Genomic DNA, 21,552 nt, shown 5'->3' with positions numbered 1-21,552 from the left:
GAGTGGTTAGTATAACCGTTGTTATGCGTTTGTATTTATTGCTTTTAGCTCAGCTAAATTTACTTGAATTACTTAGGTAATTTACAAAAAAGGTGAATATTATAATTATTGTGGTATTAGTGTTTTACTTTAAAAAAGCGTATTTGTATTGATTTTTAAAAATTAAACATTTACCCCAAAAAGATACCCCACTAAGCCTGAAATAGCCATGGCAATTGTACCCCAAACAGTAATTCGTACTATTGCTTTTAGTACGTTTGAACCACCTGTTTTTGCAGCTGTAATACCTAAAATAATTAAAAAAATAATGGTAAATCCGTAAAGCCAATATTCCATTCCTACAATTGGAGCAAACAATACTACTAATAGGGGTAAAACACCACCAACGGTAAATGCTGCACCAGAGGCTAAAGCTGCTTGTAATGGGTTTGCTTGGGTAATTTCATTTATACCTAATTCATCACGAATATGAGCTCCTAGAGCATCTTTTTCGGTCAGTTCAATAGCTACTTGCATAGCGGTTTCTTTTTTTAAACCGCGATTTTCGTATATTTTGGCTAAAATTTGTAATTCTTCTTCGGGCATTTCTTGAAGCTCTATAGCCTCTCGTTCTATATCTGCTTTTTCAATATCGGTTTGCGAACTTACCGAAACGTATTCGCCAGCAGCCATTGATAAAGCACCAGCAACAAGCCCTGCTACGGTTGCTAAAGCAATAGGTTCTCTTGATAAACTTGCTGCGGTAACTCCAATTGCAAGACTAGAAACTGAAATAATGCCATCATTTGCTCCTAAAACAGCAGCTCTTAACCAATTACTTCGATGAATATAATGGTTGTCTAGGTAATTATCAATATTTATTTCTTCCATTTCTTTGTATCTGTTTGTTAATGCAAATTACACCTAATATAAATTGCTACTGCTAATATAAATAAATCTAGGTTAGTTTAACCCAAAATGGTTAATAGGAGCATTTCCTTTTCCTAAAATTTTATTTTTTCCATTACCAATGGCTTCATTTACATATTGACAAGCTTTTTTTACCGCAGTTTCTATAGGATAACCTAAACATAAAAAAGTAGCAATGCTCGATGATAAGCTACACCCTGTTCCGCGAGTATTATTTGTATTTATTTTTGGATTATTGATTCTGTGAATTTTGTTTGTTTGATTTACAAATAAAACATCACTCATTTCATTAGAAGTGCTATTTAAATGACCTCCTTTTAGCAATACAGAGGTTTTGTATTGTAAGCCAATTTCTTTAGCAGAATTTTCAAAATTAGTAACATCAATAGGATGTTTAATAAGTAATTCAGCTTCAGGTATATTTGGGGTAATTAGTTGGATTTTAGGTAAAAAATCCTTTAAGCACTCAATAGTGTTTTCTGTTATTAGTTTATCGCCAGAAGTTGCTATCATTACAGGGTCAAGTACAATATTTTTAACCGAATATTCGGTTAATTTTAAAGCCACAACTTTTATTACATCACACGAGTAAAGCATTCCTATTTTAATAGCACCAAAATTAATATCGCTTAAAACGGCGTTTAGCTGTTTTTCGATATGTAAAACAGGAATTGCATGAATATCTGTTACACCCTGTGTGTTTTGTGCAGTAGTGGCTGTAATAACACTTGCTGCATAAGCACCACAAGCACTTATACTTTTTATATCGGCTTGAATACCCGCGCAACCTCCAGAATCACTACCAGCAATGGTTAAAACGCTTTTATAGGGTGTTTTTTTATTTTTCATGTTTCTTTTTTTAGGTAAGCATGCTAAAACATCGATTTTTTATAAGCGTTTTGTGTGGTTTTTATTCGATTGATTAATAAAAACAGAATTTTAAGTTTTATATACCTAAAATAAAATAGTATGCGGTAAACTTTCTTTTTGCAAAGCGTGTTTAACCGCATAATTTTATAAGGTTGTAATCTTAGAGGGGTTGTGTTTTAATTTCCTTTTTTATAATCAGCTAAAAATTTAGCTAAACCAATATCGGTTAAGGGGTGTTTTAATAAACCCTTAATAGCACTTAAAGGACCAGTCATTACATCCGATCCAATTTTAGCGCAATCTATAATGTGCATTGTATGGCGTACAGAGGCTGCTAAAATTTCGGTTTCAAAACCATAATTATCGTATATCGTTCTAATTTCAGCAATTAAATTTAATCCATCAGTAGAAATATCATCTAATCTACCAATAAAAGGCGATACATAGGTTGCACCTGCTTTTGCAGCTAATAAGGCTTGCCCTGCAGAAAAAACAAGAGTAACATTGGTTTTAATACCTTTGTCAGCAAAATATTTACAAGCTTTTACCCCATCGGCAATCATTGGTAATTTTACTACAATTTGCGGGTTTAAAGCAGCTAAAGCTTCTCCTTCTTTAACCATTCCTTCAAAATCGGTTGAAATTACTTCGGCAGAAACATCGCCGTCAACTAATTCGCATATGGCTTTGTAGTGATTGATAATATTAGTTTCGCCTGTAATTCCTTCTTTGGCCATTAATGAAGGATTAGTGGTTACCCCATCTAGAATACCTAAAGCTTGGGCTTCTTTAATTTGATCTAAATTGGCAGTATCTATAAAAAATTTCATGTGATTAAGTGTTTTAAAAATATGATTTTACGGTGTTTTGTCTTTTTAATTTACTTTAAATCAGTAATTTATTTACATACTGATAAATAAATTGCTTTAGAGATTTATGCGGTGCGAAGTTACAATTTATAATGATTCATTAATAATTTTTCGTACCATTTATCAGGTAAAATTCTTTTTAATACAATCGAAAATTTTTCGGTAAAGCCACCTACTTTGTAATGTATTCTAGGTTTTTTCGTATTGATGATTTGGTATACTTTTTCAGCCATTTTTACAGGGTTCATTCCGCTATTAACATGGGCATCCATTAAGGCTAAATTTTCGGCATATTTTTGTTTATAAGCCGAGGTTTCAAAAACAGGGGTGTGGTATCTTCCAGCCGCAATATTAGTAGCAAAGTCGCCTGGGGCAATGGTAGTTACTTTAATGCCAAATTCTTTAACCTCCATGCTAAGTGTTTCGCTTACGATGGCTAAGGCGCTTTTAGAAGCAGAGTATATTCCTCTAAAAGGTAAGCCCATATAACTGGCAATTGAGGTTATGTTTATAATTAAGCCCGAATTTTGTTTGCGCATTTGAGGTAATACGCCTTTTATAACTTCTATGGCACCAAAAAAATTGGTTTCGAAATTAGTTTTTATTTCTTGTGTAGGGGTGTCTTCAATAGCACCAGTAATGCCTTTTCCTGCATTATTTATAAGGATATCTATTTTTTTTTCTTTGTCAATTATAGTATTAATCGCAGCTTGTATAGTTTCGGGCTTAGTAACGTCTAATGCTACTAAAGAAAAAGGACTTTTAATAACTTTTTCAGGATTTCTACTTGTGCCATAAACCGTATAGTTTTTATTTTGTAAATAAACAGCGATTGCTTTACCTATTCCAGAAGAAGCACCTGTGATTAAAACAACTTTAGACATTTTATAAATTTAATATAGGCAAATATTAAAAAAGTATTTGAGGTAAACTAATACAAAAAAGTATCTTTATTAAAAATAACTGTCACAGATTATAAAAAAAGTTGTTATTAGTTTAGAACGATTTAGTTGAAAGAACAACCACTACATATAACCAAACTTGTTGAGCGCTGTAAATTTAACGATCAAAATGCGCAGTTAGAATTGTATAAGGCTTATTTTAAGGCTATGTATAATACGGCGTTTCGTATTTTAAAAGAAGAATTTGAAGCAGAAGATATTGTGCAAGAGTCTTTTTTAACCGCGTTTACCAAATTAGATACCTATAGAGAAGAGGTAACTTTTGGCGCATGGTTAAAACGGATAGTTATTAATAAAAGTTTGACTCAGTTAAAAAAGAATAATCGTTATAAAGAGGTTAAGATGGAAGTGGTTTTAAGTCAAGAAATTGAAGAAACAACGATAGAATATTCAAAACTAGAAGTTAAAAAAGTGCTAGACTGTATAAATAAATTAAAAGACAATTATCGTTTAGTTATAACCTTACATTTAATTGAGGGGTACGACTATGAAGAAATAGCACAAATTATGAATTATAGTAACGAAAATGTTCGCACCACTATTTCTAGAGCTAAGAAAAAAATAAAACAAGTATTGTTAACAGAAATTAATGCAAAAGTATGATATGAAAGATAATATAGATACATTTTTTGCTGAAAACGATTTTGATATTCACGAGCCACCATTAGGGCATTTTAATCGTTTTGAAAAAAAACTCAAAACCGTAAATAAACCAACTAAAATAAACTGGAAATGGCTGAGTGTTGCAGCATCTGTTTTTTTATTGCTTGGATTTTGGTTAGGTAAAAGTCAACAAAAACAAGGGGTTGATTTAGGTAATATCTCTCCTAAAATGAAACAAACCCAAAATTATTATTTAGCGGTAATTAATAAAGAATTAAAAAAGGTTGAAAAACAACGAACTTTAGAAACCGAAACAATTATTGAAAATGCCTTAGAAGAAATAGAAGACTTAGAAGATAGTTATAACGAATTGGTAAAAGAACTCACTAAAAATGGATATGAAAAAAAAATAGTTTATGCCATGATTAATAATTATCAACAACGACTAAAAGTTTTAGAAAATGTGTTAGAATTAATAGATAGCCAACAAAAAAACAAAAAGAAAAATTATGAAGAAACACATATATAAAACCTTATTGTTGTTATTTTTTTTACCATTGGTTTGTTTTGCAACAAACAGTAAAAAGAAACATGAAAAGAGTAAAACCATAGCGAAAGAATTTGCTGTAAACTCTGATGCTACCGTTTCTTTAATTAATAAATACGGAAATATAAATGTTACTACTTGGAACAAAAATCAAGTAGCTATTATCATTAAAATTACGGTAAAAGGAGACGATTTAGACCGTGTTGAACAAAAATTAGCATCAATAGATGTTTCTTTTAACAACACATTAAATGCGGTGTCTGCCGAAACAACGTTTAAAAAAATAAAATCGAATTGGTTTAGTAGTTGGATAAAAAGTAATAACGAAAACCTTAGCAGCCAGATAAATTACAGTGTTAAAATGCCAGCTACGAGTATGGCTGACTTTAATAATAAATATGGTAATATTTATTTAGATAAATTAGAAAACCAAGCAACAATTAACTGTCAGTATGGTAATTTAAATATAGATAATTTATTAAACGAAAAAAACACAATATACTTAGCATATGGTAAGGGTAGAATTAACAATATAAAATCAGGAAAACTCACGTTAAATTATTCTGATTTTTTGATTAGTAAGGCAGAAAAAATAAAGGTCGATTCGAATTATTCTAATTTAAACTTTAAACAAGTAAATACCATTGATTTTAATGCAGATTACGGTAATGTTACGGTTGATGATGGGGTTTATATCAACGGAAATTCAGATTATGCAAAAATTAGTTTAGGATCTATAGAAAAAACAGCAATACTAAGAGCAGATTATGGGAGCGTTCAAATAAAAAACTTAGTTAATAAATTTGAAAAAGTAGCTATAAATGGTAGTTATACAGCGATTAAAATAGGAGTAAACCATTTAAACAATTTCAATTTTACGGTAGATTTAAGTTATGCAGGGTTTAATTATCCGAAACAAAATGTGAGCTTATTTAAAAGTATTGTAAAACCCTCAAAAAAACTTTATCAAGGTGTTTGGGGTAGTAAAAATTCAAACTCAATAATTACTATAAAATCAGATTATGGAGGAGTTTCGATTCGAAACGAAAATAATCACTAAAAAAATAACTAGAAATGAAAAAAACAACACTTACAATTTTTGTCCTTTTTTGTGGTATAATGGTTAATGCTCAAGGTTGGTGGAATACTAAAACAATTAAGGGAAACGGAGAAATAACTACTCAATCTCGTTCAACTACAGGTTATAATAAAATAGATATTGGAGGCTCGTTTGATGTAATGTTAATAGATGGAAAAGAGGGCGAAATAACAATTAAAGGAGAAGAAAATATTATTCCGTATATCATTACCGAAGTTAACCATGAAACGTTGACCGTTAAGAGTAAAGAAAATACCAATATTAAACCCACAAAAAAAATAGTAGTAACCATACCTTTTAAAGAAATAAAAGCGCTTTCGTTAGGTGGTTCGAGTAATGTTGAGGTAAAAAAGTTAATTAAAGGAAAAGTTATGTCATTTGCTATAGGTGGTTCGGGTAGTATTACAGCAGTTGTAGAAACAACAATGGTTAGAACGGCTATCGGAGGTTCGGGAAATATAAATTTATCAGGTAAAACAGACGAATTAAAATCATCGGTAGCGGGTTCAGGAAACATTAAGGCGTACAATTTAGAAGCAGATGCCGTAAAAGCTAGTGTTGCTGGCTCTGGAGATATTAAAATTTCAGTGAAAAATAAAATTAAAGCTAGTTTAGTGGGGTCAGGGAACATTTATTATAAAGGAAACCCCACGAATATAGCTGTTAATTCGGTTGGCTCAGGTGATATTATTGATAAAAATTAAATCGATTTGTATTCATTTATAAAATAAAGGTTTTCGCCAAATAGCGAAAACCTTTATTTTTATTTTATTTTCGATAATTTAGCTGAATTATCGTTACCTTGTTTTTTATAAGTTCTATACCTTTGTTCAGATAAAAGTATTTTATTGTGGCATTGTATAAGATGATTTAAAAAATTAATGTTTAACCGCTATTTATTTGTATGAAGTTTATACATTCTGTTCGATATTTTTTTGAAAAGCATGGTTTTGCAGTTTCATCAAGGCTAGCCGACAGGTTAGGCATACGAACCACCAATGTACGATTGTTTTTTATTTACATATCGTTTGTTACGGTGGGTTTATCTTTCGGAATTTATTTAACCTTAGCTTTTTTACTACGATTAAAAGATATGATTTATACTAAACGAACCTCGGTTTTCGATTTATAGTTTATGAAAAAAATAGTTAAATCACGTTTATACAAATCGGTATTCCTAATTTTTTTAGTGTTGTTAGTAGGGGTAATTGGGTTTATGTTAATTTCTGATTACAATTTTATTGATGCTCTGTACATGACTGTAATTACCGTAACTACAGTTGGTTTTAGCGAGGTACATCCGTTTAATATGTACGATAAAATATTTTCAGTTTTTTTAATTTTAACAAGTATTACGATATTTGGGTATGCAATTTCGTTATTTTCAGAATATATTGTTAGTGGTCAATTTTTTCAACAATTAAAACTAAAAAGCGTGCAAAAAAAAATAGAGCATTTACACGGACATATAATTGTTTGTGGATATGGTAGAAATGGTAAACAAGCTATTTTTAAACTAGATAATTACAAGCAAGATTATGTGGTGGTAGAAAAAAATAAAGAGCTTATTTCTATTTTAGATAGTAAAGAAGTATTATATATTCAGGGCGATGCAACTACTGATGAAGCTTTAATAAAAGCAGGAATTAAAAAAGCCTCTTATTTAATAACCGCATTGCCTTCAGATGCAGATAATTTGTTTGTGGTATTAACCGCAAAGCAACTTAATAAAAACTGTAAAATAATTAGTAGGGCTTCAAAAGAAAGTTCGTATAATAAATTAAAAATAGCAGGAGCTGATAATGTTATTATGCCCGATAAATTAGGCGGTGAACATATGGCCTCTTTAGTGGTTTCACCCGATGTTATTGAGTTTGTTGATCAGTTAACTTTTGAAGGAAAAACAACGCCCAACCTTGAAGAAATATCGGTAAATAATCTTCCTGAAAAATATATTGGAAAAACGATTTTAGATTTAGATTTACGAAAAAAAACAGGATGTAATGTTATTGGTTTTAAAACAGCAGAACAGCACTATATTATTAATCCTGAAGCTTCAATTGAACTAGAAAAAAACACTTTTTTAATTGTGTTAGGAAGACCTGAACAAATAACTAAGTTAAGAGAGCTGTTTTAATTGAAGGTTTGTATAACTATAAAAAACCGTTTAAACCAGGAATATTTGGCATTCCGTTTTTTGCTGCTGCCGCTATTTCTTGCTCGTTTATTTTGGTAGCTTTTTCTATAGCCTTATTTAAAGTGATAATTAAATAATCTTCAAGCGCCTCTTTATCTGTTAACAAACTATCATCAATAAAAATTGATTTAACCTCTCTATTTGCGGTAACGGTAATTTTTATTTTTTCGTCAAGAGCCGTTTCGTCAATTAAAACCGTATTTAAACGTTGTTTTGTTTCTTCTATTTTTTGTTGAGCTTCTTTTAACTTGCCCATCATACCAGAAATATCGCCAAACATTATATGTAATATTTAAATGAAAGCAAATGTAGTGTTTTTATGTTAAAATAAAATAACTGTAATATTGATTAATATATTTATAATGTTTTTTAAAGGCTTGTTTTGTAGTTAGGATTTGCTAAATAGATAATAAACACTCTGTTGATAAATTAAATGCATAAGAGTTACTTTTTATTTAATTTTATTGGATGAAACAAAAAATAGTTATAATTTTGTGCTTTAGATTTATTTAATTAAAAAAACAGATGTTAAATTTTTCAGAGTTTTCAGGTTTATTATTGTTTATGTTTATTTTTACAGCTGGTTTTTGGTTGTTAATTTTTTTATTAACATTTGTTGTTCCTTATTGGATAGGAGGTACTATCTGGGAGAATAGAAAATTAAAAAGAGAAGCTCAAAAAGCTGCTGAAGATAAGTAGTTTTTAAACAATATAATATAAAAAAAACTCGTCATATGACGAGTTTTTTTTATGTCTAAAAATAAAACGAAGAGGGGGGTTATCCTCCAAAATCATCGCCGCCGCCGTCAAATCCTTTTTGGCGTTCAGGTGTTTTTTTCTTTTGTTGATTAAATCTATATGTAAAACTTAATGATATTTGACGTTCACGCCATTGAAAGGCAAATTTACTTATGGTTGAAGGGTTTTCTCGGCCGCCAATATAAGTTGTCATTTCTCTTTTACGAGAATTAAACAAGTCATTTACATTAAGTACTAGAGAGGCTTTGTCTTTTAAAATGTCTTTACTAAAAGCCAAATTAGCCATTAACATACCTTTTCGGTCGCTTTGTGCAGATACTTGAGGTCCGCGATACATAATGTTTGTTTGCCACTGAACTTGTGTAGGTAGTGTAATAATAGAGCTAAAATTAGCAAACCAGCTACTGTTGTTAACTTCGTTTAATTGGGTAATTTCTTGTTTACCATTTAACTCAGAAACGTAGGTGTAGGGGTTGGTTTTATATTTGAAAAAATTAAATGACCCAGATAAACGTATTTTTTGAGAAGGATTATAGTTGGTTGTAAGCTCAAAACCATATCTGTTTTCATCATTTAAATTAATGGGTTGATGTATGGTAACGTCTGTTTTTACGCCGTCTATTTCTCTTTCTTCTAATAACGAAATTACTTGAAAGATATTAGTAGAATATTGATAGTATGCAGAAGCGCCTAAATTAAAACTGCTAATTTTAGTGTTGTACCCTAAATCAAACGAACTGGTAAAAGTAGGGTCTAAATCAGGATTGCCTTTAAAAATATTAGTTGCAGAACTTCTACTTTCAAAAGGGTTTAGAAACCAGTGTTTAGGTCTGCGTAATCTTCTGTTATATCCTAAAGTAATATTATCGTTATCATTTATTTTATAGCCTAAATTAACTGTAGGAAACCACTGGGTATAATTTTTAGTAGAAAGTTCGTTGGTGGTTAAAACATTTAAATCAATATTAGTTATTTCGGTTCGTAAACCTAGTAAGTATGAGAAGTTGTTTATTTTGCTTCCGTATTGAGTATAAAAAGCATAAATATTTTGTTTAAAATCAATTGCATTAGAGGGGTCGTTAGGTAATGGGTCTCCGTTAGCGTTACGTACCTTAAAGTCTGAATTTAAATCTTGTAAAGTAGTTTTATGTCCTGCTTCAAACTGACTATTTTCGCCAATAGGTAATACGTAGTCAATTTGATAAAGTTGATTTTTAGAAGAAGTTATTTGTGAGTTTTTTTCTGATAAGCTATTGTTTACTATAACAGTTGAGGGTTCAGACTCACTACTGTCATCGTACTGAATATCGGCGGTTAGTTTTTGTCCGTTACCATCAAAATTGTTAGTGTAATTTAACGAGTATTGTTTGTCAATATCTTTTTCTTTCTCGTTTTCAATTCTGTTTTCTGTACCTGTTAATGTTTTATTAGCATCGAAATGATTTGTAATATTGGTTGCAATATTATTGTCGTTTGATTTTTTATATAAAAACGATCCAGTAACAGAGCTGTTTTTATTAATGTAGTATTCTAGCCCTAATGTTCCATTAAAATCGTTACTTTTTCTGTCAAAAACACGATCTTCATCTCTGTAGCTTTTTATAGAGCCGTCATCGTTAAAATTGGTAAAGAAACTTTGTGAATTTCCTGGCCCTTTTCTATAAGAATATCCTATATTAGAAAATAAATTAATTTTTTTAGTTCGATAATTTAGGTTAGGAGCAATTTGATACATTTCAGGAATACCATAAGTAAGGTTCATAGAACCATTAAAACCAGTAATTTTTCCTTTTCTAAGAATAATGTTTAAAATACCAGCGGTACCTTCAGCGTCGTAACGAGCAGATGGAGAGGTAATAACTTCTACTTTTTCTATGGCTTCTGCAGGCAGGTTTCGTAAGGCATTTGCACCAGTTAGCCCAACTAAAGCAGAGGGTTTTCCATCAATTAAAATACGAACATTTTCGTTACCACGTAAGCTTACAGAGCCTTCTGCATCAACATTTACTGACGGAACATTATCTAATACATCACTAGCATTTCCGCCTTTTACGGTCATGTCTTTACCTACGTTATATATTTTTTTATCTAAGCGAATTTCTACAGTTGATTTTTCTGCAATAACCTCAACCTCATCAAGTGTTTGGGTATCTTCATCTAAAAAAATAGTACCTAAATTGGTGTTTGTGGTTAGATTTTTACTGCCTAAATTTTTTGTTTTAAAGCCTATAAATTCAATTTTTGCAGTATAATTTCCTTTAGGAACGATAATAGAAAAGGTTCCTTTTGTGTCAGTAATACCTCCTGTAACTTGGTTGGTTGCTGTGTTTGTTAATACTAGTGTAGCATATTCTAAAGGTTGATTGGTATTTTTTTCAATTACTTTACAAGTTATGGTTATTTTATCAGTGGTTGAATTTTCTTTTTTTTGGGCGTTTATTGTAGTAGTAAGTATAATAGCAGCAATTAGAAACAGGTATTTTTTCATTAGGGAAAGTAAGTTTGTTATTTAGTTAATTGGTGTTAAAGTTTTTTTGAAATAAATTGATACATTTTAAGACTAAGTAAAACTACAATAGTTTAATTGGTTTTTGTTAAATCTAAAATTTTAATTGTTTGTTAACTTTTAAAAAATTAAAAAGCTTCCTTTTTTAGGTTTATTACACTTAATTTTTCGTTTTTACTTCAGGTTCGTGTAAATGATTAGAATGATTAATATGCATTTGGTCTAGCCTTTTATTAAAAATAGCTACTCGTTTAACAAAATCATCGTAGTTTTTATCAGTTGGTTTAGACCAAACAACCTCACTTAAAGCTGCCATTCGGGGTAATGCCATATATTCAACTTTTTCAGGAGTTTTCATGTATTCTGTCCAAACATTTCCTTGTGCTCCAAGTACATATTTTTCTTCATCTTTGGTTAATTCTTTAGGAATTGGCTCAAAGTTATATACTTTCTTTAGTGGTAAATAACCTCCGATTGCTAAGGGTTCATTTTTGTTTTTAGATTGATAATAATCAAAATAGCAATACGAAGTAGGGGTTAAAATTACATCGTGATGCTGTTTAGCTGCTTTTATTGCTCCTTTAACACCTCGCCAAGACATTACGGTTGCATTGGGAGCTAAACCGCCTTCCAAAATTTCATCCCAACCTATTATTTGTTTTCCTTTAGAATTAATATATTTTTCCATACGGGTAATAAAGTAATTCTGTAATTCATGCTCGTTTTTTAGTCCTTCTTTTTTAATAAGGTTTTGACAATGTTTGCAGTTTTTCCATCGTGTTTTAGGAGCTTCATCTCCTCCAATATGAATGTATTTACCAGGGAATAATTCGACTACCTCATCGATAACATCTTCTAAAAATTTAAAGGTCGTTTCTTTAGGGCAATATATATCTTTAAAAACGCCCCATTTTGTGGCTACTTCAATTTCTTTACCTGTACAACCTAATTCAGGGTATGCGGCAATGGCAGCTTGTGAATGCCCTGGCATTTCAATTTCAGGTATTACAGTAATTTGTCTATCTGACGCATATTTTACAATATCTTTAATTTCTTTTTGCGTATAATATCCGCCATATCTTTTTCCGTCAAATTTATGTGGTTTGGTAGCGTTAGAACCGATTAACGTCTCTTTTCTATAGGCTGCAATTTCTTGTAATTTCGGGTATTTTTTTATCTCTATTCGCCATCCTTGGTCTTCGGTTAAATGCCAGTGAAATGTGTTCATTTTTAACATGGCTAGTAAGTCGATATATTTTTTTATAAAACTAACTGAGAAAAAATGACGCCCAACATCTAAATGCATACCACGATAGGTAAATCTAGGTTCATCTATTATTTTTAAACACTGAACGGCAATTGATTTTTGATCAGTTTTAACGGGTAATAATTGTAATAAACTTTGTACACCATAAAAAGCCCCTTTAGGTGTTTTTGATTCAATTGTAATTTGATTAGGAGTTATTTCTAAGATGTAACCTTCATCATTTTTAATTTCTGAATTTAAAGAAAATACAATTTTTTTATTGCTATTGTGTTTGTTTAGCTCAAAATTAAATTGTGATTTTAGGTGTGCAGTAAAATAATCAGCAACTTGTTTGTATTGATTGTCAAATATTAAATTTGTTTTTTCATTTAATAAAAAAGTACCTGTATTAATTATTTGTGATACAGGTTTTGGAATAATGTTGGGGGCTATAACGTTTTGGCTATTTGTTGAGCAACTTAATATTATAGCTGTAAAAAGTAGGGTGAAAAGGGTTTTTGTTTGCATGTTCTATAATATTTAATGCTAATGTAATAATTTGTTGTTAATGAGAGTATTATTTTTTTAGGAGTCCATTTTTTTACAAGCCAATGAAAAAGTTATTGCATAAATTATCAATGCACTTGTTAATAGCGATTACAATTTTTTTTAAGTTGTTATTTACGGCTAATAAGTAATGAGAAGAGCTACGTATTTTTGTTTCGAGTATAGAATGCAATAAAAAACACCGAAGCAAATACTTCGGTGTTTTTAGATTGAAAAAATATTTTGTTACTCTAAAGTGGTTAAATACCGTTCTGCATCTAAAGCAGCCATGCATCCAGTACCTGCAGCGGTAACAGCCTGTCTATATTCTTTATCTTGTACATCACCTGCTGCAAAAACGCCAGGTATATTGGTTTTGGTAGATTTTCCTTTGGTAATAATATATCCCGTTTCGTCCATGGTGATTATATTTTTAAATAAATCGGTATTTGGTTTATGACCAATAGCGATAAAAACACCAGTAACGTCTATTTCCTGTTTTTTTCCTGTTTTATTATTAACCACTCTCACACCTTCTACCACATTGTCGCCAATAACTTCATCAAGTTCGGTATTATAAAGTACTTCTAAGTTTTTAGTTTTTTCTATTCGATGTTGCATAGCTTTAGAAGCTCGTAATTCATTTCTACGTACTAACATAGTAACTTTTTTACACAACTTAGCTAAGTAAGTAGCTTCTTCTACAGCAGTATCGCCACCACCAACAACAATTACCTCTTGGTTTTTATAAAAAAAGCCATCACAAGTAGCACAAGCAGAAACCCCACCGCCAATTAAACGTTGTTCGCTTTCTAAGCCTAAATATTTAGCAGAAGCTCCTGTAGCAATAATAATGGTTTGGGCTTCTATTTCTGTAGTGTTGTCGATAATTACTTTATGAGCTTGTCCTTCTTTGTTGCTTAGGTCAACCTTAGTAACCATTCCAAAACGTACCTCAGTACCAAAACGTTCTGCTTGATTTTTAAGGTCTTCCATCATTGCAGTACCATCTGTTCCTTTAGGGTATCCAGGAAAATTGTCAACCTCTGTGGTGGTAGTTAATTGCCCTCCCATTTGCATGCCTGTATACATTACAGGTTGTAAATCGGCTCTAGAAGCGTAAATTGCCGCAGTATAACCAGCTGGTCCTGAGCCAATAATTAAACATTTTATTTTTTGTGTTGTACTAGACATTTCTTTTTGATTTTATTAGTGCAAATGTATTTTTTTATAATTATTTTTTGGTAAAATTTGTATGAATAATTATAATGGTTTAATAACAAAAATCAATTGTTATTTAAATAAAATTACACAACGGTTTTTAAAATTATGTTTTTTTTAATAATGTTTAAAAACTAAATTTACTTACTTAAATACATTTTTCTACGAGAATATAGGTCGTAAAAATTATCGTCACGTAAGCTGTCAATAAACAAAATACTTTCGCCAGTTGATTTCATTTCAGGCCCTAACTTTTTATTTACATTTGGAAATTTGTTAAATGAAAATACAGGTTGTTTTATGGCAAAACCATGTAACTGAGGGTTGAAATTAAAGTCCGTTACCTTTTTTTCGCCTAACATAACTTTAGTTGCGTAATTTACGTAGGGTTCTTTGTAGGCTTTTGCTATAAATGGTACCGTACGTGAGGCTCTTGGATTTGCTTCAATAATATAAACTTTATCGTCTTTAACAGCAAATTGAATGTTAATTAAACCAACAGTTTCTAAAGCTAGAGCTATGGTTTTGGTGTATTCTCTAATTTGCTCTAGAACAAGCTCACCTAAATTAAAAGGTGGTAGGGTGGCATTAGAATCTCCAGAATGAATTCCACAAGGCTCAATATGTTCCATAATACCAATAATGTATACATTTTTACCATCGCAAATAGCATCGGCTTCAGCTTCTATTGCGCCCTCTAAATAGTGGTCTAACAGTAGTTTGTTGTTTGGTATTTTACGTAGTAAATCAACAACATGTTCTAATAATTCTTCTTTGTTAATTACAATTTTCATTCCTTGTCCACCCAATACATAAGAAGGGCGAACTAAAATAGGAAAATCTAATTCGTCTGATAAGGCTAGTGCTTCATCAGCTGTTTCGGCTACTCCAAATCTAGGATATGGAATATTATTGTCTTTTAATAGGGTAGAAAAGCTACCTCTATCTTCAGCTAAATCTAAGGCTTCAAAGCTTGTTCCTAAGATTTTAACTCCGTATTTTGTTAGTTTTTCTGCTAATTTTAGAGCGGTTTGACCGCCTAATTGCACGATAACCCCTTCAGGTTTTTCGTGTTTAATAATGTCATAAATATGCTCCCAAAAAACAGGTTCAAAATATAGTTTGTCTGCCGTATCAAAATCGGTTGAAACGGTTTCAGGGTTACAGTTAATCATTATGGTTTCATAGCCACATTCTTTAGCAGCATAAACCCCGTGAACACAACAGTAATCAAACTCAATTCCTTGTCCTATTCGGTTGGGTCCTGAGCCTAAAACAATTACTTTTTTCTTATCGGTAACCACACTTTCGTTAGCTACAGTTAAGGTGCCATCACTATTTTTAATATCACTTTCAAAAGTAGAGTAATAATATGGTGTTTGCGCTTTAAATTCGGCAGCACATGTATCTACTAGTTTGTATACGCGTTTAATTTTTAATTCTTCACGCTTTTTATACACCTCGCTTTCTAAACAATCTAGCATATGGGCAATTTGACGGTCGCCATATCCTTTTTGTTTTGCCTCTAGCAATAAATCTTTATCAAGGGTGTCAATGTTATAGGTTGATATTTCTTTTTCTAGTTCGTATAATTCTTCGTATTGTTTTAAAAACCACATGTCAATTTTTGTAATTGCATGTATTTTACTTAATGGTATTCCAATTTGTATGGCATCATATATAGCAAAAACACGATCCCAAGAGGCATGTTGTAGTTTTTCTATAATTTGGTTGTAGTCTTTATATCCTTTGCCATCAGCTCCAATTCCGTTGCGTTTTATTTCTAGAGATTGGGTTGCTTTGTGTAAGGCTTCTTGAAATGAGCGTCCGATACCCATAACTTCACCTACTGATTTCATTTGTAAGCCTAATTCGCGGTTTGAACCTTCGAATTTGTCAAAGTTCCAACGAGGAATTTTAACAATCACATAGTCTAAAGTAGGCTCGAATAAAGCAGAGGTAGATTTGGTAATTTGGTTGTCTAACTCGTCTAAGGTATAACCAATAGCTAATTTTGAAGCTATTTTAGCAATAGGGTATCCAGTTGCTTTACTAGCTAAGGCTGATGAACGCGATACACGTGGATTAATTTCTATGGCAATAATTTCTTCTTTTTCATCAGGCGAAACAGCAAATTGCACATTACAACCACCAGCAAAATCTCCAATAGAGCGCATCATTTTAATTGCCATGTCACGCATTTTTTGAAACGTTCTGTCCGATAACGTCATAGCAGGGGCAACGGTAATAGAATCACCAGTATGAATTCCCATAGGATCCATATTTTCGATAGAACAAATAATTACTACGTTATCGTTTTTGTCGCGTAATAATTCTAATTCGTATTCTTTCCATCCTAATAAAGCTTTATCAATCATTACTTCGTGGATAGGCGAAATTTCTAATCCACGCGTTAGTAATTCGTCAAAATCTTCTTCTTTATGTACAAAAGACGCACCAGCGCCTCCTAAAGTAAACGAGGCTCTAATTACTAAAGGAAAACCAAATTCTTGGGCAATTTCTTTTCCTTTTAAGTACGATGTGGCAGTTGCTTGAGGGGCCATTGGAATCCCAATTTTAAGCATGAGCTCTCTAAATTTTTCTCGATCTTCAGTTATATTAATGGCGTCAATATCAACACCAATAATTTCAACACCAAAATCTTTCCAAATACCTTTTTCATCAGCTTCTATACATAGGTTTAAAGCTGTTTGCCCCCCCATAGTAGGTAATACAGCATCTATATTTGGGTGTTCTTTTAAAATTTGAACTATAGATTTTGTGTTTAATGGTAACAAATATACATGATCTGCCATAGAGGGGTCAGTCATAATAGTGGCAGGGTTCGAATTAATAAGTATGGTTTCGATACCATCTTCGCGAAGCGAACGTAAGGCTTGGGTTCCAGAATAGTCGAATTCACAGGCTTGACCAATAATAATAGGGCCAGATCCGATGATTAAAATACTTTTAAGGTCTTGTTTTTTAGGCATTGTAAATTTATTGTTGTAGGTACAAAAATATAATTATTAGGTATAAAAAAAGGCGATACCCATATGTAACGCCTTTAAAATATTAACAATTGTTAATCATTATTTTTTAGCTCTTGGTTCAGATGAAACAGAGATTTTCTTTCTTCCTTTAGCTCTTCTTCTAGCCAATACTTTTCGACCGTTAGCAGAAGCCATTCTTTCTCTAAAACCATGCTTGTTTCTTCTTTTTCGTTTCGATGGTTGGTACGTTCTTTTACTCATTACAATATATCTTAACTATCTGTTTAAAAAATGTGTTGCTTTTGTGAAATTCCGTCTGCTAAAAGCGTTGGCAAATATACAACTGTTTTTTTGTTTCGCAAATGCTATTTTGTTTTTTTTCAAAAAAAATCTATCGAATAAAAATACTGTAAATTTGCGTATGTTTTTTTCTCTTTTTTATTTGCCAAAACTAACAGACTTCTTACTTTTGCCCAAACCTACTAAACGCCATGAATAATACTAAATATATCTTTGTAACTGGAGGCGTAACTTCTTCTTTAGGAAAAGGAATAATTGGAGCTTCTTTAGCAAAATTACTACAAGCAAGAGGGTACTCGGTAACCATACAAAAATTAGATCCGTATATTAATATTGATCCAGGAACACTAAATCCGTACGAACATGGAGAGTGTTTTGTTACCAATGATGGAGCTGAAACAGATTTAGATTTGGGACATTATGAAAGATTTTTAAACATACCCACTTCGCAAGCCAATAATGTAACTACTGGGCGAATATACCAGTCAGTAATAAATAAAGAACGTAAAGGCGAGTTTCTAGGAAAAACGGTACAGGTAATACCTCATATTACCGACGAAATAAAACATCGCATCCAAATTTTAGGAAATACAGGTGATTATGATATTGTAATTACCGAAATAGGCGGTACGGTTGGTGATATAGAATCGCTACCCTATATAGAAGCCGTTCGTCAATTAGAATGGGAGCTAGGAGAGCATAATACAATTGTTATCCATTTAACACTTGTTCCATATTTAGCTGCAGCAGGTGAGTTAAAAACCAAACCAACACAACATTCGGTAAAAATGTTAATGCAAAGTGGGGTAAGCCCAGATATATTGGTTTGTCGTTCTGAACACCTAATTTCTGATGATATTAAACGTAAATTAGCCTTGTTTTGTAATGTGAAAAAACAAGATGTTATTCAGTCGATAGATGCTGAAACTATTTACGATGTACCTAATTTAATGTTTGATGAAGGCTTAGATAAAGTAGTTTTAGAAAAATTAAAATTAGCAACCGATAAGCAACCTAAACTTATTAAGTGGAACGAATTTTTACAAAAATTTAAAAATCCGAAATCTACTGTTGAAATTGCTTTAATTGGTAAATATGTAGAATTACACGATTCGTATAAATCTATAACCGAAGCCTTTATTCATGCTGGTGCCGCCAATGAAATTAAAGTAATTATACGCTGGATACACTCAGAAGAATTAACGGCTAAAAATATTTCAAAAAAATTAGCTGGGGTTAATGGTATTTTAGTAGCTCCAGGTTTTGGTGATAGAGGTACCGAAGGTAAAATTGAAGCGGTACAGTTTGCTCGTGAAAATAACATTCCTTTTTTCGGAATTTGTTTAGGTATGCAAATGGCAGTTATTGAGTTTGCTCGTAATGTTCTTGGATTACAAAAAGCTGATTCTACTGAAATGGACAAAGATTGCCCAATACCCGTAATTAATTTAATGGAAGAGCAAAAAGAGGTTACCAAAAAAGGAGGAACTATGCGTTTAGGAGCATGGGATTGCCAGTTAACCAAAGACTCAAAAGTTTTTGAAGCTTACCAAAAAGAATTGATTAGCGAACGTCATCGCCATCGATACGAATACAATAATGTGTATAAAAATCAATTAGAACAAGCAGGAATGAAAACCGCAGGAATTAATCCTAAAACAGGATTGGTAGAGGTTGTTGAAATTGATTCACACCCGTGGTTTGTTGGTGTACAATATCATCCAGAATATAAAAGTACGGTGCTAAACCCACACCCATTGTTTGTCAGTTTTATTAAAGCTGCCTTAAAACAATCAAAAGGCTAAAATATAGTTTGTTAGTATTAAATCTGGAATATTCTTTGACTTATATACTGCTTAAAATTAATAACCGTAAAACAAACAAAAATACTTAGAGTTTTACTACATTTGTCGCGTTTTTTCTTGTTATATAAATCAAGGAAAATGACAGAATGACAAACACATAATCAATGGAAGAAAAAAAATTTGATTTTAACTCTTTAATAGGAATGCTCTTATTAGGAGGTATTATGTTTTGGTGGATGAGCACTCAAAAACCAAAACCAACACCAGAAGACACCAACACACAACAAGTAATTGATAGCACAAAAACCAACGATTCGTTAGTTAATACGGCTACTTTAAACAATACAACAAGTGTTGTAAACGACTCCGTAAAACAAGTTACTTTACAAAATAAGTTAGGTAGTTTTGCTTATAGTAGTGTAAATGGTAAAGAAGGCGTAACTGTTATTGAAAACAATTTAGTAAAATTAACAATTAATAATAAGGGAGGGCAAATAACCGAAGCATTGGTAAAAAATGCTAAAAACTATAATTCGTTACCTTTATATTTGATTAAAAATAATAACGCCTCCTTCAATATTAATTTTGGCACTACTGATAACCGAATTTTAAACACAAAAGATTTATTTTTTGAGCCTACCCTAACTAAAAATGGAGATACGCAAGTGCTTTCGATGAAATTGAAAGTATCTGAAACTCAATTTTTAGAATACCGCTACGAAATGAAGCCTAACGATTATATGGTTAATTTTACCATAGAATCGAAAGGGTTAAATAATGTGATTAACTCTTCAAATACGATTAATTTAGATTGGACATTAGATGGGTATAGACACGAAAAAAGTATGAATACCGAAAATAGAATGTATTCTTGGTATTATTACAAATCTAATAATGAGGTTGATCATATACGCCCTGATAAATCAGAAGTAATTGATAAAGTAGATTGGGTGTCGTATCATCAACATTTTTTCTCGTCAATATTATTAACAGATACGCCATTTAATAATGCTAAAATTACGTCTACCAATCTGTTAAAAAATGAAGAAATAGATACCGTTTTTACCAAACGATACGAACTTAAAGCGCCTTTAACCTTAAATAATGGGGAGTTAAATTATAAAATGAAGTGGTATTATGGGCCTACAAATTATAATGTTTTAAAAACGTATAAGAATACTAATTTAAGCGAAACTGCCGATTTAGGTTGGGGTATTTTTGGCTTTTTAAACCGCACAATTTTTTACCCTGTATTTAACATGTTAAAAGGTTTTATAGGTAACTACGGGCTTATCATTATTTTAATGACTATTGTAGTTCGTATTATAATGTCTCCGTTGGTTTATAAGTCGTATGTTTCGAGTGCTAAAATGAAAGTAATTCGTCCAGAGTTACAAGAACTAAACGAAAAATATCCAGGAAAAGAAAATGCACTAAAACGACAACAAGAAACAATGGCTATACAGCGAAAGGCAGGTGTTAGTATGATGTCTGGTTGTATACCGGCACTAGTGCAAATGCCTATTTTCTTTGCCTTGTTTAAGTTTTTTCCTACTAATTTCGATCTACGTCAAAAAAGTTTTTTATGGGCAAAAGATTTATCATCGTATGATACTATTTTTAAGTTACCTTTTAAAATACCACTTTATGGAGATCACATAAGTTTATTTCCAATATTAGCTTCGGTTGCTATTTTCTTTTATATGAAAATGAATCAAAGTCAACAATTAAATATGCAAGCGCCAACACAAGAAGGTATGCCTGATATGAGTAAAATAATGAAATATATGATTTATTTTTCGCCTATTATGATGTTGGTGTTCTTTAATAATTATGCTAGTGGACTTAGTTTGTATTATTTTATTTCGAACTTATTAACGATAACCATTATGTTAGTGATTAAAAACTACGTAATTGACGAAAAGAAAATTCATGCACAAATAGAAGAAAATAAAAAGAAACCAGTTAAAAAGAGTAAGTTTAGAGAGCGTTTAGATAATGCTATGAAGCAAGCTCAAGAACAACAGGCAGCTCAACAACGATCTAAAAAATAAATAAGCTTTTTAAAAGAAGTGTAATTAAGTTCGAAAAAACCCTCTCAACAAACAGCTGTTTGTTGA

The 21,552-nt window shown here is 31.4% G+C and carries 19 protein-coding genes; 9 read left to right on the top strand and 10 right to left on the bottom strand.

The window, feature by feature from the left end; translation table 11 throughout:
• Nucleotides 1-162: 162 nt before the first annotated feature.
• The 4 genes from AB2B44_RS06335 to AB2B44_RS06320 form a co-directional block, all read right to left on the bottom strand.
• The gene (locus AB2B44_RS06335; RefSeq protein WP_369048731.1) at nt 163-870 is read right to left on the bottom strand and encodes a VIT family protein; all 708 of its coding nucleotides are present in this window, start codon (nt 868-870) and stop codon (nt 163-165) included.
• 72 nt (nt 871-942) lie between these two features.
• A complete protein-coding gene (gene thiD / locus AB2B44_RS06330; RefSeq protein WP_369048730.1) occupies nt 943-1,758 on the bottom strand; it encodes a bifunctional hydroxymethylpyrimidine kinase/phosphomethylpyrimidine kinase in 816 nt (271 codons plus the stop codon).
• Between the two features lie 197 nt (nt 1,759-1,955).
• Nucleotides 1,956-2,609 carry a fructose-6-phosphate aldolase gene (gene fsa, locus AB2B44_RS06325; protein ID WP_369048729.1) on the bottom strand — a complete coding sequence of 218 codons (654 nt, stop codon included), beginning with the start codon at nt 2,607-2,609 and terminating at the stop codon, nt 1,956-1,958.
• Between the two features lie 119 nt (nt 2,610-2,728).
• Complete coding sequence (locus AB2B44_RS06320) at nt 2,729-3,532, bottom strand: SDR family oxidoreductase (protein WP_369048728.1); 804 nt, start codon at nt 3,530-3,532, stop codon at nt 2,729-2,731.
• 126 nt (nt 3,533-3,658) lie between these two features.
• Here AB2B44_RS06320 and AB2B44_RS06315 point away from each other — a divergent pair, with 126 nt between their 5' ends.
• The 6 genes from AB2B44_RS06315 (at nt 3,659) to AB2B44_RS06290 (ending at nt 7,996) form a co-directional block, all read left to right on the top strand.
• Entirely contained in the window at nt 3,659-4,213 is a 555-nt protein-coding gene (locus AB2B44_RS06315) for an RNA polymerase sigma factor (protein WP_369048727.1), read from the top strand.
• 1 nt (nt 4,214) lies between these two features.
• Nucleotides 4,215-4,742: a hypothetical protein gene (locus tag AB2B44_RS06310; protein WP_369048726.1), complete on the top strand. Its 528-nt coding sequence runs from the start codon at nt 4,215-4,217 to the stop codon at nt 4,740-4,742.
• On the top strand, nt 4,723-5,820 hold the full coding sequence (locus AB2B44_RS06305; protein WP_369048725.1) for a hypothetical protein: 1,098 nt from the start codon (nt 4,723-4,725) through the stop codon (nt 5,818-5,820). The genes AB2B44_RS06310 and AB2B44_RS06305 overlap by 20 nt, the downstream gene beginning before the upstream one ends.
• Before the next feature lie 14 nt (nt 5,821-5,834).
• A complete protein-coding gene (locus tag AB2B44_RS06300) occupies nt 5,835-6,563 on the top strand; it encodes a head GIN domain-containing protein (protein WP_369048724.1) in 729 nt (242 codons plus the stop codon).
• A gap of 200 nt (nt 6,564-6,763) precedes the next feature.
• Nucleotides 6,764-6,991 (top strand): PspC domain-containing protein, encoded by a 228-nt coding sequence (locus tag AB2B44_RS06295; RefSeq protein ID WP_369048723.1) that lies wholly within the window; start codon nt 6,764-6,766, stop codon nt 6,989-6,991.
• A 3-nt stretch (nt 6,992-6,994) separates the two neighbouring features.
• Nucleotides 6,995-7,996, top strand: a complete 1,002-nt coding sequence (locus tag AB2B44_RS06290) for a TrkA family potassium uptake protein (protein ID WP_369048722.1) — start codon at nt 6,995-6,997, stop codon at nt 7,994-7,996.
• A 16-nt stretch (nt 7,997-8,012) separates the two neighbouring features.
• Here the strand turns inward: AB2B44_RS06290 and AB2B44_RS06285 are convergent, their stop codons facing one another.
• Nucleotides 8,013-8,336, bottom strand: coding sequence for a YbaB/EbfC family nucleoid-associated protein (locus AB2B44_RS06285; protein WP_369048721.1), 324 nt, complete (start codon nt 8,334-8,336; stop codon nt 8,013-8,015).
• A gap of 245 nt (nt 8,337-8,581) precedes the next feature.
• Between AB2B44_RS06285 and AB2B44_RS06280 the strand changes: the two genes are divergently transcribed.
• Complete coding sequence (locus AB2B44_RS06280) at nt 8,582-8,755, top strand: hypothetical protein (protein WP_369048720.1); 174 nt, start codon at nt 8,582-8,584, stop codon at nt 8,753-8,755.
• A 79-nt stretch (nt 8,756-8,834) separates the two neighbouring features.
• Here the strand turns inward: AB2B44_RS06280 and AB2B44_RS06275 are convergent, their stop codons facing one another.
• The 5 genes from AB2B44_RS06275 to rpmH form a co-directional block, all read right to left on the bottom strand.
• Nucleotides 8,835-11,303, bottom strand: a complete 2,469-nt coding sequence (locus AB2B44_RS06275) for a TonB-dependent receptor (protein WP_369048719.1) — start codon at nt 11,301-11,303, stop codon at nt 8,835-8,837.
• Between the two features lie 178 nt (nt 11,304-11,481).
• On the bottom strand, nt 11,482-13,095 hold the full coding sequence (locus AB2B44_RS06270) for a beta-N-acetylhexosaminidase (RefSeq protein ID WP_369048718.1): 1,614 nt from the start codon (nt 13,093-13,095) through the stop codon (nt 11,482-11,484).
• 264 nt (nt 13,096-13,359) lie between these two features.
• Nucleotides 13,360-14,307: a thioredoxin-disulfide reductase gene (trxB, locus tag AB2B44_RS06265; protein ID WP_369048717.1), complete on the bottom strand. Its 948-nt coding sequence runs from the start codon at nt 14,305-14,307 to the stop codon at nt 13,360-13,362.
• A gap of 167 nt (nt 14,308-14,474) precedes the next feature.
• Nucleotides 14,475-17,327, bottom strand: a complete 2,853-nt coding sequence (gene carB, locus AB2B44_RS06260; protein ID WP_369048716.1) for a carbamoyl-phosphate synthase large subunit — start codon at nt 17,325-17,327, stop codon at nt 14,475-14,477.
• 99 nt (nt 17,328-17,426) lie between these two features.
• Nucleotides 17,427-17,588 carry a 50S ribosomal protein L34 gene (gene rpmH / locus AB2B44_RS06255; RefSeq protein WP_369048715.1) on the bottom strand — a complete coding sequence of 54 codons (162 nt, stop codon included), beginning with the start codon at nt 17,586-17,588 and terminating at the stop codon, nt 17,427-17,429.
• A gap of 230 nt (nt 17,589-17,818) precedes the next feature.
• On the opposite strand from rpmH, the gene AB2B44_RS06250 reads away from it, so the two are divergent.
• The gene (locus AB2B44_RS06250; RefSeq protein ID WP_369048714.1) at nt 17,819-19,432 is read left to right on the top strand and encodes a CTP synthase; all 1,614 of its coding nucleotides are present in this window, start codon (nt 17,819-17,821) and stop codon (nt 19,430-19,432) included.
• 164 nt (nt 19,433-19,596) lie between these two features.
• The gene (gene yidC / locus AB2B44_RS06245) at nt 19,597-21,486 is read left to right on the top strand and encodes a membrane protein insertase YidC (protein ID WP_369048713.1); all 1,890 of its coding nucleotides are present in this window, start codon (nt 19,597-19,599) and stop codon (nt 21,484-21,486) included.
• Nucleotides 21,487-21,552: the final 66 nt, after the last annotated feature.

It is taken from the genome of Tenacibaculum sp. UWU-22 (assembly GCF_041021355.1).
In the GTDB taxonomy this organism is placed as follows: Bacteria; Bacteroidota; Bacteroidia; order Flavobacteriales; family Flavobacteriaceae; genus Polaribacter.
This window is presented reverse-complemented; position numbering and strand designations above follow the sequence as displayed.